This is a genomic window from Clostridioides difficile ATCC 9689 = DSM 1296 (assembly GCF_001077535.1).
In the GTDB taxonomy this organism is placed as follows: Bacteria; Bacillota; Clostridia; order Peptostreptococcales; family Peptostreptococcaceae; genus Clostridioides; species Clostridioides difficile.
In genome coordinates this window covers 3,627,093-3,642,560 of record NZ_CP011968.1, presented here as the reverse complement: position 1 = coordinate 3,642,560, position 15,468 = coordinate 3,627,093, and the positions used below count along the sequence as shown (strand labels likewise).

Sequence of the window (15,468 nt, the reverse complement as noted above, 5' to 3'; positions counted from 1 at the left end):
AAAAATTTTATCTTAACATTTAACCATTTAATGATAATAATTGATATAATAAATATAAATTAAATATATGGTGTACTTATTTTATGTTTTTAGCAAGAAATATAGCATTTAAAAGATAAATTGTGCAACTTAAATCAAAGTTTAAGATGAACTATTAACATAGATATATTAAAAACTTTTGTAATGGAGAATATATGTGATATGAATAATAAAGTTAAGGTTGCAGTATTAGATACAGGAATAGACAAAGAACATGATTACTTAAAAGATAATTTAGTTGGAGGAATTGCTTTTGAATGTATGCATGATTATATCTTTATATCAGATAAATTTGATGATGAAGATGGTCATGGAACTGCTTGTGCATCAATAATAAAGAAAGAGTATGAAGATGTAGAGTTATTTGTAATAAAAATTTTGAGAAAAGATGGTATTACAAATATAAAAGTTCTTGAAGAAGCATTAAGATACCTTTTAGACACTAACATAAGATTAATTAATTTAAGTTTATCAGTCATAGGAGTAGAAAGTGTTAAGGGCTTATTTGAAGTTTGTTATGAATTGTTTAGAAAAGGAAAAATAATAGTATGTTCACTCGCTAATGATTTTGACTTAAGTTATCCAGCTATGTTTAACAATGTTATAGGTGTAAGAGGATTTACTTTAGATGGAGATGATTCATTTTGGTACAACAAAAAATATGATGTTCAATGTGTTATGGATAGCAATTCATATATAAGTTGTGATATAAATAATTCCTATAGATTACCACCAAAATGTAATAGTTATTTATCAGCAAAGCTTACTGGTAAAATAGCTAAGATATTATCAGAAAAACCAGGCATAACAATATCTGATTTAAATGATAAGCTTGAATCATTAGCAACTAGAAATCATTGGGATAGTTGTGATTTTGATGAGTGTAGTAGAATTGTAAACTTTAAATTGGATTTGTATGACAAAGAAAATGCTCTTCTTATGAAAGTTGCTGACGTTGTTAGGGATTGCTTAGATATTGAAGATAATAATGAAAAACTCTTTAAGGGTAGCCTTTTTAATAAGGAGATAGGCTTGGTTTATGATAATTGTTTTAATCTGTTGAAAAAGCTAGAGCATAGATTTGACATAAAGTTTAATTATATGGACATCTCAAAATATGACTTAGTTTCAATATATACACTGACTGAATTAGTGGAAAGATATAAAAACTTATAAATAAAGATTTGTAGCTAAATTTAATGTAGAAGGTATTAAATTATATGTATTCTTTGTCGGTAGATTAAAAGTAAAAAATATACTATAATTAGATAGCATAAGAGAAAATGCCAATACAGGGGGAGTTAGATAATGAAATATGAAGAAGCATTAGAGTACATATCACAAACTAATAAATTCGGTATAAGATTAGGATTAGAAAATATCGGAAAGTTATTAGAATTATTAGGAAATCCACAAGAAACTTTGAATATAATACATGTAGCTGGAACTAATGGAAAAGGTTCTGTGTGTTCTTTTGTTTCTAATATACTAAGAGAGTGTGGATATAAAGTTGGTTTATATACATCTCCATATTTAGAAACTTTTACTGAGCGTATAAGAGTAAATGGACAAAACATACCACAGGATGATGTTGCTAGAATAATTGAGTTAATAAAAGAAAAAATAGAGATTATGGTAAAAGAAGGCTATGCATATCCAACAGAATTTGAAGTGGTTACTGCAATGGCATTTTATTACTATTCAGAACAAAAGGTAGACTTTGTGGCATTAGAAGTTGGTTTAGGTGGCAGATATGATGCTACAAATATAATAACAAAATCACTTGTAAGTGTGATAGTATCTATAAGTTTGGACCATACAGGTATACTTGGAGATACAATAGAAAAAATAGCGTACGAAAAGGCTGGAATAATAAAGGAAAATGGAGTAGTACTAGTATATGACCAGACTGATGAAGCAAAGGATGTTATAAAGTCAGTTTGTAAAGAGAAAAAAGCTAAATATATAGAAGTTGATTTTGATGATATAAACATAAAAAAATCAGATATAAATTCTCAAATATACGATTGTACTGTAATGAAAGAAACTTATAGAGACCTTGAAATAAAATTGATAGGCGAACATCAAATAAACAATTCTATCTTGGCAATTAGTGTAATAAAATATCTAAAAGACATAAATAAATTAGCAAATATAAATGAAGAATCTATAAGAAAAGGACTTATAAATACTAAATGGCCAGGAAGAATAGAAAAGATAAAGGAAAATCCAATTTTTATAATAGATGGTGCACATAATGAAGATGGAGCAAAATCTTTGGCAAAAGCACTTGATAAGAATTTTAAAGGTAGAAAATTAACCTTATTAATAGGTATGTTAGAAGATAAAGATATTGATAGTGTTTTAGAGATATTGTTGTCACATTTTAATAAGGTAATAACAACAACACCAAATAACCCAAGGGCCATAAATTCAGATATATTAAGAGAAAAAGTATTAAAATATGTAGATGATGTAACATCAAAGCATGAGATAGAGGATGCAGTAAATTATACATTAGAAACATCAAGTGAGGATGATATTATAATAAGTGCAGGTTCATTATATATGATTGGTACAGTGAGAACTTTAGTAAAGAAATTATAATTTTATAAAATAAGTATACAAATAAAAATATAAAAAAGAGTTGTCTAAAAAATGGACAACTCTTTTTATATAAAATAAGTTTTTAATAATTTTACTGATGTTTATATAAGTAATTATATAGATTGACGTATAGCTTTAGATAATTGGTCTGGGCAAGAAGTACCTTTTCCACCACAGTCAATACCATTTAATTTATCAGCAACTTCAAGAGCATTTTGGCCAATTATTAAGCTTCTAAGTCCTGATAAATTACCATTACATCCTCCTATAAACTCAGCATCAACAATCACATTATTTTCATCAACTTCAAAAATCATTTCTCTACAACATACACCACTTGGATTAAATGTTACTTTCATTAAAAAGACCTCCATTAAATATTATTTCTTTTTTTAACATTAATAATAATACCAAATATATGCGTAATAATGCAACTATAAAGCATAATACAAGCTAATGAAATAATATATTATTGTAGTATATGTATTGTAGAGAGGAGGGGTTATATGAAAATCTATATTTCTAACTACTTATCAAAGAGTATTAGCATAGTTGATTATTCTACACTTGAACTAGAAAAAGAAATAGTATTAGAAGATAATATATATCCACACCATTTTTGCATAGAAAAAGAAAAAAATTTAATATACATACCTAGTTCAAGTAATGGGATACTCTATGTCTTAGATTTAAGTAATGATAAAATAATTGATACTGTCTCTATAGGAGGAAGTCTTAGTCAAGTTGTACTTAGCGATAATGAATTGTTTGTGGCAAATGAAGATTCTAATAGTATATATGTACTAGATAAAAACACATTAAATCCAATAGGAATTATTGGAGTTGATAATATGCCACATGGATTTGACTTTGATAGAGAAAGCAAAAAGTTATATGTACCGTGTATAAACTCGATAGTATGTATAGATACAATTAATAAAAATATACAAAAGAAAATAAATATGGACTTTAGAGCTTGGCATATAGAACTTGATAAACAAAAGAAAGAAATGTATATATCAACACTTGATGGAAAGCTTATAATAATAGATGAAGTAAGCATGGATATAAAAAAGGTATTATATGAATTTTTATTACCAGTAGAAATAAGATTTAATTATAGTGGCAAAAAAGTTTATGTTGCTGATTTGGGTTATAATAATGTAAGAATTTTAGATTATACAACGAGTAGATACATTGGAAATATTGAAATAAATGGGATTCCCCAAGGATTAGAAATATCTAAAGATGAAAAGTTACTATTTGTATCAGATACACAAGAAAATTCAGTAAAAGTTTATGAAACTGCAAATAACAAATTAATAAAAGAAATCAAGGTAGGAAAAGAGCCTACAACTATAATTTGTTTGTAGGCTTTAATGTATGTCTCTTATAAGTAAATCGATAACTTCGGCATACATATAAGATGCATTATTTTTCCAGTTATTGCAAATAAGTTTTGCTTGTTTCTCTGATGAAACATTTAGATTTAAATCTATTAAGTTAGACTGATTTTCTATGACTCTAAGGTTGACAATAAATTCATTATCACTTTGTTTTACAAAACTAGACTTTACTTGAGTATCTGCTAGTAGATTTTCTTTGTTAGAATCTATATACTTGTCTATTTTTTCAGTAACACTAGTAGGTATTCGATTAAAGAAGTATTCTAGACTTTCTACGCCTCTTTGAGTAAGAGCATAATATTCTCTGTCAGAGTCTTTATATGTAGTCAAAAACTTAGATTCCATAAGCTGAGATAAAAGCTGTTGTAATGAAAAATAATTCATCATCTCAGTCTCTAATACTACTTGAGTTATTTGAGAATTAGTTAAATCCATTTTAATTTTTTCTAATATATATAAAATTAAAAGTTTGTGATAGGCTAATTCTTCAGACGAGTTTTCAAACATAAATATCATCCTCCGTCAAACTATTTCTATATATAATATATTAAACTAATTTGTACAAAATTAAAAGAACAATTTGTATTGTATTATTAATCTTTAATAATTCATATAAAAACAATTTTATAAATAAATATAGAGAAACAGGGCTGCTAATTAGCAGCCCTGTTGATACCCAGGTGTCAAAATTTACTATTTATTTTCCAGCCATTTGTCTTTCAGCCATTTCAACTAATTTCTTAGTCATATATCCACCAACATATCCATTTTCTCTAGCTGTTAAGTTACCTTTGTCTATGTTTTCATAGTTAGATAAACCTATTTCGTTAGCTATTTCTAATTTCATTTGGTTTAAAGCAGCTTTTGCTTCTGGAACTACTGTTCTGTTTGAATTTGACATAGTAAATTTCCTCCTCAAATAATTAGTTTATGATGTCTAACAACACTTTTATTTATGTGATGTTAATACTAATTTCTCCAAAATAAAAATAATATATACAGAAAAATAAAGGTAAAAATGTAAAAAATATAAAAAAATTAAATAAATGAGTATTTTAGAGAGTTTAATTAGGTCAATATAGGTTTTATTTTTTTAGTTATTGTCTTATAAATTAAATATTACAGTACTTTTTTGAGCTGAAAAAAAATAAATTTTAAATATAGAAGAAATTATTTCAAAGGGGGAATAGTATGAAAAGAGAAGTTAAAAGGACTAAAGCTTTGATATATAGTGTTTTATTTTTTTCATTATTATTAGTGTTAATATTTGTTTTTGTTTATGGAATAAAATACATATGTTCTAAATCTGACAATTCAAAAATGCCTATATATAAAGTTGATACAAATGAGAAAAAAATAGCTTTGAGTTTTGATGTAGCATGGGGAACTGATAATATGGATGATATTTTAAAAATTTTAGATAAACATAATGTAAAAGCTACCTTCTTTTTAGTTGGTAGTTGGGTGGATGATAATGAAGAAATTGTAAAAGCTATAGATGAAAAAGGACATGAAATTGGAAATCATTCAAATACTCATGCCAATTTGAAGGAAATATCAAAAGAAGACATAACAAAAGAGATAGAAACTACATCAGAAAAAATATATAATATAACAGGAAAAAGGACTAATTTATTTAGACCTCCTTTTGGGGACGTAAACAATAAAGCTATGGACATTTGTAGTGATTTAGGTTATAAAGTAATTAAGTGGGATGTAGATTCTATAGATTGGAAGGAGCTTGGACCAAATCATGTAATTGAGAAAGTAATAAAAGAATCTCAACCTGGTTCAATAGTTTTATTCCATGCTAATATAAATGATGTAGATAACTATTTGGATACTATAATAAGTCGACTAAAAAAAGATGGATACAGTCTAGTCAAAATATCTGATTTGTTGTATAAAGATAATTATGTAGTTGATTCCAATGGAGTGCAAAAAACTAAGAATTAATAAGTAATAAATGTATATTTTAAGTAAAGTTGTGATAAATTATATAGTATATGTTAGAAAAGTGTCGATAAAAAGACGGTGTCTATTTTTTGACACTTTTTATACATGTATGCAATATCAATAATTATAGATTAAATTGATTAAAAAAGTGTCTAATAATTGACTTTTTTTTGATGGGTTTAAAAATTTAGAAGAATTAATGAATGCTGTAAGACAGTATTTCCAAAGGGTATAAGTTTGTTTAAAAGTTGGCATAGAAATTGCTTTGTTAATAAGCGATATGTTCTATAGAAATAAACAATATGTTAAGACCTTATAATAGAAAAATAGCATTAACATTATTTGAACAGCTTATAAAAAAATTAATATACTTAAGGGGGCGTACTAGTTGAACAAACTATATTCTATTTTATTAAAACAACACGTTGGTGGTCCAGATAAGCCAGTAGTAAGTGTTGGAGATGTAGTAAAAAAAGGAACTCTAATCGCAGAACCAACTGGATTAGGGGCAAATATTTATGCCAGTGTTAGTGGAAAAATAAGTGAAATAAATGACCAAGCGATAGTAATTGAAGCTGATGAAGTACAAGAAGATACTTTTGAACCATTAAAAGGAGAAGGTATACTTGACTTAATTAAAGAAGCTGGAGTAGTAGGAATGGGTGGAGCAGGATTCCCTACTCATGTAAAATTAAACATAGATTTAAATGGTGGAACAATATTAGCAAATGCAGCTGAATGTGAACCTTTATTAGCTCATAATATAAAAGAAATAGAAGAAAGACCAGAAATAGTTTATCAAGGTATAAAATATGCTATGGAAGTTACTAATGCTGGAAAAGGTATGCTAGCAATAAAAAGTAAGCATCCAAAAGCAATAGAAGCTTTCAAAAAAGTAATAAAGCCAGGAGACAACATAGAAGTTGCAGAATTAGTTGATATGTACCCAATGGGAGAAGAGAGAGCAATAGTAAGAGACGTTCTAGGAAAATTACTTGAGCCAACTCAATTACCTTCAGAGGCTAATGCAGTAGTAATAAACGTAGAAACACTAACTAGAATAGTAGAGGCTGTTGAGCAAAAAAGACCAGTTATATCTAAAAATATAACTGTAGTTGGTCAATTAAACAGTGGAAAAGAATCTATAGTGTTTGAAGATGTGCCAATTGGAACAACTGTCGGAGAATTAATTGAAAGAGCTGGTGGAATAAAAGGTGAATATGGTGAAATAATCCTAGGAGGACCTTTCACTGGTAAAGCTACTACTTTAGATGCTCCAATAACTAAAACTAGTGGTGGTATAATAGTTACTATGCCATTTGTTAATGAAAAGAGAAAAATGGGTCTTTTAGTTTGTGCATGTGGACCTAATGAAGAAAGAATGAGAGATATAGCAACTAAAATGGGAGTTACTGATATAGTATCAGTTCAAAAATGTAAACAAGCTCAAGAAATTAAAGGTGCATTAAAATGTGAAAATCCAGGACACTGTCCAGGACAAGCTCAAAAATGTATTGAATTTAAGAAAGCTGGAGCAGAAGTTATATTAATAGGAAACTGTACTGACTGTAGTAACACAGTAATGGGTTCTGCACCAAAATTAAAATTAGGTGTATATCATATTACTGACCATGTAATGAGAACAGTTAATCACCCATTAATAAGAAGAATAAAAGGTGACGTAAGATTAAAAATAAAATAATAGATAAATAGAAGTTAGACATCTTTAGAAGTAAAACTTAAAAGTTACTTCTAAGGATGTTTTTTAATGTATTTTGAGGGCAATATATATATTGTAAAATAAATGGAAAAAATAGACAAAATATGCTAGATATTGTATAATGATAACAATAGCTATTACAATTAATATTGGACAAAAATAATGATACTCAAGTATGTGGTTTGTATTAATATGCATATTATATTAAGTCAACTATCCGATAGAGTAAAAGGTTTTTGTGATATTTGAAGATACTCTATAGTATCTTTTTTATTATAAAAACTAATTTTTGTTTTTTATTAGATAAGTATCTAGGATACTAATTTATATTTTATTGAGTTGTTAAAAAAGTGCACTTAAAAAGTTAAAAAAGAAAAATTAAAAACCTATTTATAGAAACTGTGAAGTATATCTTAAACCTGGGCACTTAAAAGATATATGGAGTTAGTAGTGCAACCTGCTATAAATATAAATAGGAGTAACTTTTAATTGTCAAAAATATATAAAATAAATACATAAATAAGTAATTGATAGAAGATAGATATAAATATATTTTTGAAATGCTCCCTGCATTCATAACGAGTGTAGAGTGGCAGATATCTGCCCAAAACTCCTTTAATTGCTGGAAGTTCCTAAAGCTAACTAAACCACAACATAATCATGAAATAAGGATAAGTGTGATAGAGTGTGCATTTAATAAGCACTTGAGGTTACGAAAGTAGAAAAAATTAGTTAGATAGCATAAGGTTAAATCCTAAGTGCCTTGAAAATGGATAATCAGCAGGTAAGCTTCGAAAAGAAGAAACTTCAACGACTAGAGAGAAATCTCGTACCTACAAGTGTGGGGAAATGGGGAGTACCTAATTTATGGTTAGGTAATGAGATAGTCTGTGCTTAATAGAAATATTAAGAAGTTCATAGGAGAACTGGTTAGGAGTAACGACCCTAATTGAACACACTAAAGATGTATTATTGAATAAGATTCATATAATATTTAATAATTTTAATTATATTAAGTGAATACAATATATGTTTTTAGTATCAGGAGAATTTTGAAAACAAAAATTAAAAAATCAAGTATAATCAGTTTAGTAATTGCTTTTAGTATGGTATTTACTGCATTTACACCAATAGTATCTTATGCTGACGAAGTGACTAGCAATGATACAATACTTAATGGAGAAGAACAATCAAATGGTCAGACACCAGATGTAGAGAAACCATCAGACGGTCAGGTACCAGATGGGGAGAAACCATCAGACAGTCAAGTACCAGATGGGGAGAAACCATCAGACGGTCAGGTACCAGATGGGGAGAAACCATCAGATGGTCAGATACCAGATGGAGAGAAACCATCAGATGGTCAGATACCAGATGGAGAGAAACCATCAGATGGTCAGATACCAGATGGAGAGAAGCCATCAGATAGTCAGACGCCAGATGTGGAGAAACCATCAGATGGTCAGATGCCAGATGTGGAGAAACCATTAGATGAGCAAACTCCAGAAGAAGAAAAACCATTGGAAGAAAAAATAGTTATAGAGGAAATGAGTTTAAAACAAGATATTGATAAAATTCTTGATATGACTTTATCTCAAATAAATAAAATAGTATATAACTTTTGGGAAGATGAAGAAGATGTAAAGGCAGATGAACAATCAGAAATTAACCAAGTTTTTACTTCAAAAGACTCATTTATTAGCTTATGGTATGACAAAAAAGCAAAAGTAAAAAATTCTTGTTTACTAAAAGAAATAGATGGTTCAGATAGACCTTATCATGATTTAAGATTTGATGATATTACAAAGACTTTAACTTTTGACTATGTAATAAAGGGTCTTGTAGGAGCAAGCTCAAAAGACGACAAATATGTAATAGAAGGTGAAGATGGAGAGCAAACTGCATTTTGTTACAATAATCATTTAAGACCACCAAGTAGTAATGGAAAGAGTCCATATTTACCAGCAGAAGATTTTAATGGTCAAGAAAACCAAAATGAAGAAGCAGTTAAATCTATACTATATGCAGGTTCTGAATTTGATGGATTTGGATATAAGCAACAATTTAATTTAGGTGGAGAAGAAAATGAATTGATGACTTACTCAGCTACTCAAAGTGCAATTTGGATTATTCTTGGACAAATGGATGAACAAGAAAGACTTAAGCAGTATCAAGGTTCTATAAACCTTTGTGATAAACTTATAGAAAGAGCAAAAACTGAAGAGGAAAGAGCGGAGTATCAGAAGAGGAAAGAAGTAGCGATAAATACAAAAGCTTATTTAGAAGCATTGTTAAAAGCAGGTCGTGAAGAGTTAAAGCCAAATGATACAGGAAAACCTAGTTTGAGTAATGGTTTAACTAAGATTAACTTTGAAAAAAATGAAGATGGTACTTATGAAACAGAAGCTGTAGCCTTAGTAGGTTATAGTGGTGTAGTAAAGTTAAAACTACCAGATGGAGTAACTGCTTATGATGTAGATGGTAATATAATAGGTACAGGCGAAGTAGAAATTTCAACGCAACAGAAATTTAAACTTAAGAGTGTTGGAAAACCAGATGCCAAAGCTAATATTTCTGCTGTATCTTATGATTATATTTTTCCAAAAGCTATTCAATATTATAAGGCAGTGCTTGATTTAGGACAAAAAGACCATTCATCTTCATTACCATCTAGCAAGCAAAATTTATTAAGTTATACAATAGAGAAAAAGAATGGTCAAGAAGTTAACTTTAATATAGGTTTACCAACAGATGATGATGTTGTAAATCCACCAGTGCCACCAATAGATGATGATGTTGTAAATCCACCGGTGCCACCAACAGATGATACAAATGGACATAAGCCAAAACCATCACCACCAATAGATGATACAGTAATAAATCCACCAGTACCACCAATGGATGATACAATAATAAATCCACCAGTACCACCAACGGAGGATGCAGTGTTAAATCCACCAGTGCCACCAATGGAGGATGCAGTGCTAAATCCACCAGTGCCACCAACAGATGATACAGTGTTAAATCCACCAGTACCATCAGTAAGTGATACAGTGGAAAAAACTCCAGAACTATCAAGAGATGATACAATAATAAAATCACCAAAAACAGGTGATGAAACTCAGCTAATGTCATATGTATTTATTAGTGTCATTGCAATTTGTGGATTAGCGTATCAATGTAAAATAAAAAGAAATTAATCTAGATTATTATTAAGTTTAAAATAAAAAGTCTCAAATTGATTTATAAGTCATTTTGGGGCTTTTTTATGTAAATATAATATGCAAATATAGTTTGTTTAAAAATATCTATCTTAATTATATTCTTAAATTTATGATTGGATACAGGCATTCATTAATTGTTTGATGAATAGAAAAATGTTTTGAAGGTGAAAATAGTATTGAAAAAATAATATACTAAGGGTATAATTCATTTGATTTCATTTGTATAAATTTAATTATAAATTTTAAAGTGATTATATAAATTTAAATGCTAATTACTTAATAAATTTTAATAATAATTATTTAATAAATAATTATTATAATATGCTAGAATAAATATATATAAATAAGTTTTGATGAGGTACTACTATAAAGGGGGGACTTTATGTTTTCGATACCAGAAGTAAAAAAAGTAGAAGAGGTAATGGATACAAAATTTACAACTATAGACGAAGACACAAGAATTGAAGATGCAATAAAAGAAATGATAAAAAGCAACACAAAAACTCTAATGGTAATAGATTCATCTGACCAATTAAAAGGCATTATATCCATGACGGATATACATAATCTTTATGAGATGCATAAAAAGTATGAAGGTCAACCAGTAAAACTTATAATGAAGAAGGATGTAATATATGTCAACGAAGGTTTAACCTTAGATGAATGTAGAGATATAATGATATTAAAAAATATAGGGATTCTTCCTGTTCTTAGAGATAATAAAATTATTGGAGTTCTAAAACAAGAGCACATTAGGGACTATCTATATATGCATTTAGAAGATTATGGATTAACTTTGAAGTATATTATAGGTCAAATTAAAGAAGGAATTTGTGCTATAAATAACGAAGGTGTTGTTATCTTGTGGAATAAGTTTATGGAGGAAAGGTATGATATAAAGTCTGAAGATATAGTTGGTCGACCGATGAATGAATTTTTGGAAAATACTATTTCAGAAAAAGTACTAAATAGTAAAGTTGGAATGAGTGACTTGTATTTTACAGATAAAAAAGAAAATATGTATGCATTAGTTCATGCAAATCCTATATTTTATAAAGAAGAATTTATCGGTGTTGTATGTACAGAAGTTGATGTTACAGAAGCTAAGATATTAGCTCTTGAACTTGAAAAAGTAAATGATACATTAAAATATCTAAAGAACGAAGTCAAAAATTTATCTAAAGGTAGTTTTGATAAGATTTTAGGTAAAAGTTATAAATTGGAAAAATCGAAAGCGATTGCAAAACAAGTGGCTAGAACAAATAGTAGCATATTTATTTGGGGCGAAAGTGGTACAGGTAAAGAAGTATTTGCAAGAGCTATTCATGATTATAGTGAGAGAAAAGGTCAATTTATACCTGTTAACTGTAGTGCCATACCAAATGAGTTATTTGAAAGTGAGTTTTTTGGGTATGAATCAGGTGCGTTTACAGGAGCAAGTAAAAAGGGTCGAATAGGTATATTTGAACTTGCAAAAGATGGAACTGTATTTTTAGATGAAATTGCCGATTTACCTCTTAGTATGCAAGCAAAGTTGCTTAGAGTATTACAGGAAAAAGAAATAAGAAGAGTTGGTGGAGATACCACAATAAAAATAAATCCTAGAATAATATCAGCTACCAATAAAGATTTGAGTAAAATGGTAAAGGCAGAAAAATTTAGAGAAGATTTATACTATAGATTAAATGTTGTTGAAATAAAGATTCCTCCACTTAGAGAGAGAAAAGAAGACATAGGATTATTGGTTCATAGCTTTTTAGAGGAGATATGTAAACAAAATAATAAGCCTGTTCTTACAATTAGCAAAGATGTAATAGATATATTTCAGAATTATAGATGGAAAGGTAATATTAGAGAATTAAAAAATACGATTGAAAATATTGTTGTATTGTCACAAAATTCTAAAATAGATGTGGATGATGTACCAAGTTATATGATGGATTCTACAAATAATAGTACTGAAGAAGAAGAGTATCCTTTAGATTTAACGAAGGCAACTCAAAAAATTGAAATAAAGAATATAACCAAGGCACTTAAAATGTCTAATGGAAATAAAGCTAAAGCAGCTAAGATATTAAATATACCCAGAACAACTTTGTATTATAAGATAGACCAATACAAAATAGATGTGTCTAAAATATGACACATGACTAAATTTTGACAAAATGATAAACTTTAATTTAAAACCTAGTAAAGCCAACGCTTGTATAAGTGTTGTGTATATAGATGTGTTAAAAAAAATGAAAAAGTGTTGATTAATTGACACTTTTTTTGTTTGAGAAAATGTTTACAAATACAAAAAATAACATATTTTAAATAAATATTTATATAATATTTGGCTAAAAATAGCGATAGATGAAGAATCTATTATAGAAAAAATCTTTTTGTTAATAAGTTGGCATAGGAATTGCTTATAATATAAAGTGACTTTAAGTGAGAAAAAAATAATATTAATCATAACAAATTATGTAGGTTTTAATTTACTTAATTTCTCAGTTAAGGGGTTACCTGTTGAGGAATTGAGATTTAAAATAATAAATAAGAAAATAATGTAAGGAGGTATTTTATACTATGTCAATAACTTTAGAAACAGCTCAAGCCCATGCAAATGACCCAGCAGTTTGTTGTTGTAGATTTGAAGCGGGAACAATTATAGCGCCAGAAAACTTAGAAGATCCAGCAATATTTGCAGACTTAGAGGATTCTGGATTATTAACAATACCAGAAAATGGATTAACTATAGGTCAAGTACTAGGAGCTAAGTTAAAAGAAACTTTAGATGCACTTTCTCCAATGACTACAGATAACGTAGAAGGATACAAAGCAGGAGAGGCTAAAGAAGAAGTAGTAGAAGAAACAGTAGAAGAAGCAGCTCCAGTATCAGAAGCAGCAGTAGTTCCAGTAAGCACAGGAGTTGCAGGTGAAACAGTTAAAATACACATAGGTGAAGGTAAGAACATAAGCTTAGAGATACCTTTATCAGTAGCTGGTCAAGCAGGAGTTGCTGCTCCAGTAGCAAACGTTGCTGCTCCAGTGGCAAGTGCAGCAGCAGAAGTAGCTCCAAAAGTTGAAGAAAAGAAACTTTTAAGAAGCTTAACTAAAAAACACTTTAAAATAGATAAAGTTGAATTTGCTGATGAAACTAAAATAGAAGGAACTACTTTATACATCAGAAACGCAGAAGAAATATGTAAAGAAGCTAATGAAACTCAAGAGTTAGTTGTAGATATGAAGTTAGAAATAATAACTCCTGATAAATATGAAACTTACAGTGAAGCTGTATTAGATATACAACCAATCGCTACTAAAGAAGAAGGCGAATTAGGTTCAGGTATAACTAGAGTTATAGATGGAGCTGTAATGGTATTAACTGGTACAGATGAAGATGGAGTTCAAATAGGTGAATTTGGTTCTTCAGAAGGTGAGTTAAATACTACTATAATGTGGGGTAGACCAGGTGCTGCTGACAAAGGTGAAATATTCATCAAAGGTCAAGTAACAATAAAAGCAGGAACTAACATGGAAAGACCAGGACCTTTAGCTGCTCACCGTGCATTTGACTATGTAACTCAAGAAATAAGAGAAGCATTAAAGAAAGTTGACAACTCTTTAGTAGTTGATGAAGAAGTAATAGAGCAATACAGAAGAGAAGGTAAAAAGAAAGTTGTTGTTATAAAAGAAATAATGGGACAAGGTGCAATGCATGATAACCTAATATTACCAGTTGAGCCAGTTGGTACATTAGGAGCTCAACCAAACGTTGACTTAGGAAACATGCCAGTTGTATTATCTCCACTTGAAGTATTAGATGGTGGTATCCATGCATTAACTTGTATAGGACCTGCATCAAAAGAAATGTCAAGACATTACTGGAGAGAGCCATTAGTAATAAGAGCTATGGAAGACGAAGAAATAGATTTAGTAGGTGTTGTATTTGTTGGTTCTCCACAAGTAAATGCTGAGAAATTCTATGTATCTAAGAGATTAGGTATGTTAGTTGAAGCTATGGAAGTTGATGGAGCTGTAGTAACTACTGAAGGTTTCGGAAACAACCATATAGATTTCGCATCTCACATAGAGCAAATAGGTATGAGAGGTATACCAGTAGTTGGTGTAAGTTTCTCAGCTGTTCAAGGTGCTCTAGTTGTTGGTAATAAATACATGACTCACATGGTAGACAACAATAAGTCTAAGCAAGGTATAGAGAATGAAATATTATCTAACAACACTTTAGCTCCAGAAGATGCTGTTAGAATAATGGCTATGCTTAAAAATGCTATAGAAGGTGTAGAAGTTAAAGCTCCTGAAAGAAAATGGAATCCAAATGTTAAATTAAATAACATAGAAGCTATAGAAAAAGTTACAGGAGAAAAAATAGTATTAGAAGAGAATGAGCAATCTCTACCAATGAGTAAGAAGAGAAGAGAAATATACGAAAAAGACGAAAACTAAAATTTAGATACTAACTAAGATTTAGACAATAACATAAATTTAGATCCAAGTTTAAAACAGTATA

Annotated in this window: 12 protein-coding genes and 1 riboswitch; of the genes, 9 read left to right on the top strand and 3 right to left on the bottom strand. The window is 29.0% G+C overall.

Features of this window, described 5'->3' with window-relative positions; translation table 11 throughout:
* The first annotated feature begins 201 nt into the window (after positions 1 to 201).
* Together CDIF1296T_RS16890 and CDIF1296T_RS16885 are read left to right on the top strand one after the other, a co-directional pair.
* Positions 202 to 1,215: a S8 family peptidase gene (locus CDIF1296T_RS16890; RefSeq protein WP_009891713.1), complete on the top strand. Its 1,014-nt coding sequence runs from the start codon at positions 202 to 204 to the stop codon at positions 1,213 to 1,215.
* A gap of 132 nt (positions 1,216 to 1,347) precedes the next feature.
* Positions 1,348 to 2,646 carry a bifunctional folylpolyglutamate synthase/dihydrofolate synthase gene (locus tag CDIF1296T_RS16885; protein ID WP_009898388.1) on the top strand — a complete coding sequence of 433 codons (1,299 nt, stop codon included), beginning with the start codon at positions 1,348 to 1,350 and terminating at the stop codon, positions 2,644 to 2,646.
* A 113-nt stretch (positions 2,647 to 2,759) separates the two neighbouring features.
* On the opposite strand, the gene CDIF1296T_RS16880 is transcribed toward CDIF1296T_RS16885, so the two are convergent.
* On the bottom strand, positions 2,760 to 3,005 hold the full coding sequence (locus tag CDIF1296T_RS16880; RefSeq protein ID WP_009891710.1) for a TIGR03905 family TSCPD domain-containing protein: 246 nt from the start codon (positions 3,003 to 3,005) through the stop codon (positions 2,760 to 2,762).
* A gap of 147 nt (positions 3,006 to 3,152) precedes the next feature.
* Between CDIF1296T_RS16880 and CDIF1296T_RS16875 the strand changes: the two genes are divergently transcribed.
* Positions 3,153 to 4,019 carry a YncE family protein gene (locus CDIF1296T_RS16875; RefSeq protein WP_003422120.1) on the top strand — a complete coding sequence of 289 codons (867 nt, stop codon included), beginning with the start codon at positions 3,153 to 3,155 and terminating at the stop codon, positions 4,017 to 4,019.
* Positions 4,020 to 4,022: 3 nt separating this feature from the next.
* On the opposite strand, the gene CDIF1296T_RS16870 is transcribed toward CDIF1296T_RS16875, so the two are convergent.
* Positions 4,023 to 4,559 (bottom strand): DUF4364 family protein, encoded by a 537-nt coding sequence (locus CDIF1296T_RS16870; RefSeq protein WP_009891708.1) that lies wholly within the window; start codon positions 4,557 to 4,559, stop codon positions 4,023 to 4,025.
* Between the two features lie 190 nt (positions 4,560 to 4,749).
* Positions 4,750 to 4,953, bottom strand: a complete 204-nt coding sequence (locus CDIF1296T_RS16865; protein WP_003422115.1) for an alpha/beta-type small acid-soluble spore protein — start codon at positions 4,951 to 4,953, stop codon at positions 4,750 to 4,752.
* Between the two features lie 290 nt (positions 4,954 to 5,243).
* Between CDIF1296T_RS16865 and CDIF1296T_RS16860 the strand changes: the two genes are divergently transcribed.
* From CDIF1296T_RS16860 to prdA, 6 genes are all read left to right on the top strand, one after another.
* Complete coding sequence (locus CDIF1296T_RS16860) at positions 5,244 to 6,008, top strand: polysaccharide deacetylase family protein (RefSeq protein WP_009898387.1); 765 nt, start codon at positions 5,244 to 5,246, stop codon at positions 6,006 to 6,008.
* A gap of 388 nt (positions 6,009 to 6,396) precedes the next feature.
* Positions 6,397 to 7,710, top strand: a complete 1,314-nt coding sequence (gene prdC / locus CDIF1296T_RS16850) for a proline reductase-associated electron transfer protein PrdC (protein WP_003431873.1) — start codon at positions 6,397 to 6,399, stop codon at positions 7,708 to 7,710.
* Positions 7,711 to 8,113: 403 nt separating this feature from the next.
* Positions 8,114 to 8,199: riboswitch (cyclic di-GMP riboswitch) on the top strand.
* Positions 8,200 to 8,497: 298 nt separating this feature from the next.
* Positions 8,498 to 8,626 (top strand): hypothetical protein, encoded by a 129-nt coding sequence (locus CDIF1296T_RS19920; RefSeq protein WP_009898385.1) that lies wholly within the window; start codon positions 8,498 to 8,500, stop codon positions 8,624 to 8,626.
* A gap of 154 nt (positions 8,627 to 8,780) precedes the next feature.
* The gene (locus CDIF1296T_RS16845; RefSeq protein ID WP_009898383.1) at positions 8,781 to 10,928 is read left to right on the top strand and encodes a Cys-Gln thioester bond-forming surface protein; all 2,148 of its coding nucleotides are present in this window, start codon (positions 8,781 to 8,783) and stop codon (positions 10,926 to 10,928) included.
* A gap of 406 nt (positions 10,929 to 11,334) precedes the next feature.
* Positions 11,335 to 13,095 carry a sigma-54 dependent transcriptional regulator PrdR gene (gene prdR / locus CDIF1296T_RS16840; protein ID WP_003428097.1) on the top strand — a complete coding sequence of 587 codons (1,761 nt, stop codon included), beginning with the start codon at positions 11,335 to 11,337 and terminating at the stop codon, positions 13,093 to 13,095.
* A 428-nt stretch (positions 13,096 to 13,523) separates the two neighbouring features.
* Positions 13,524 to 15,404, top strand: a complete 1,881-nt coding sequence (gene prdA, locus CDIF1296T_RS16830) for a D-proline reductase (dithiol) proprotein PrdA (protein ID WP_003422104.1) — start codon at positions 13,524 to 13,526, stop codon at positions 15,402 to 15,404.
* Positions 15,405 to 15,468: the final 64 nt, after the last annotated feature.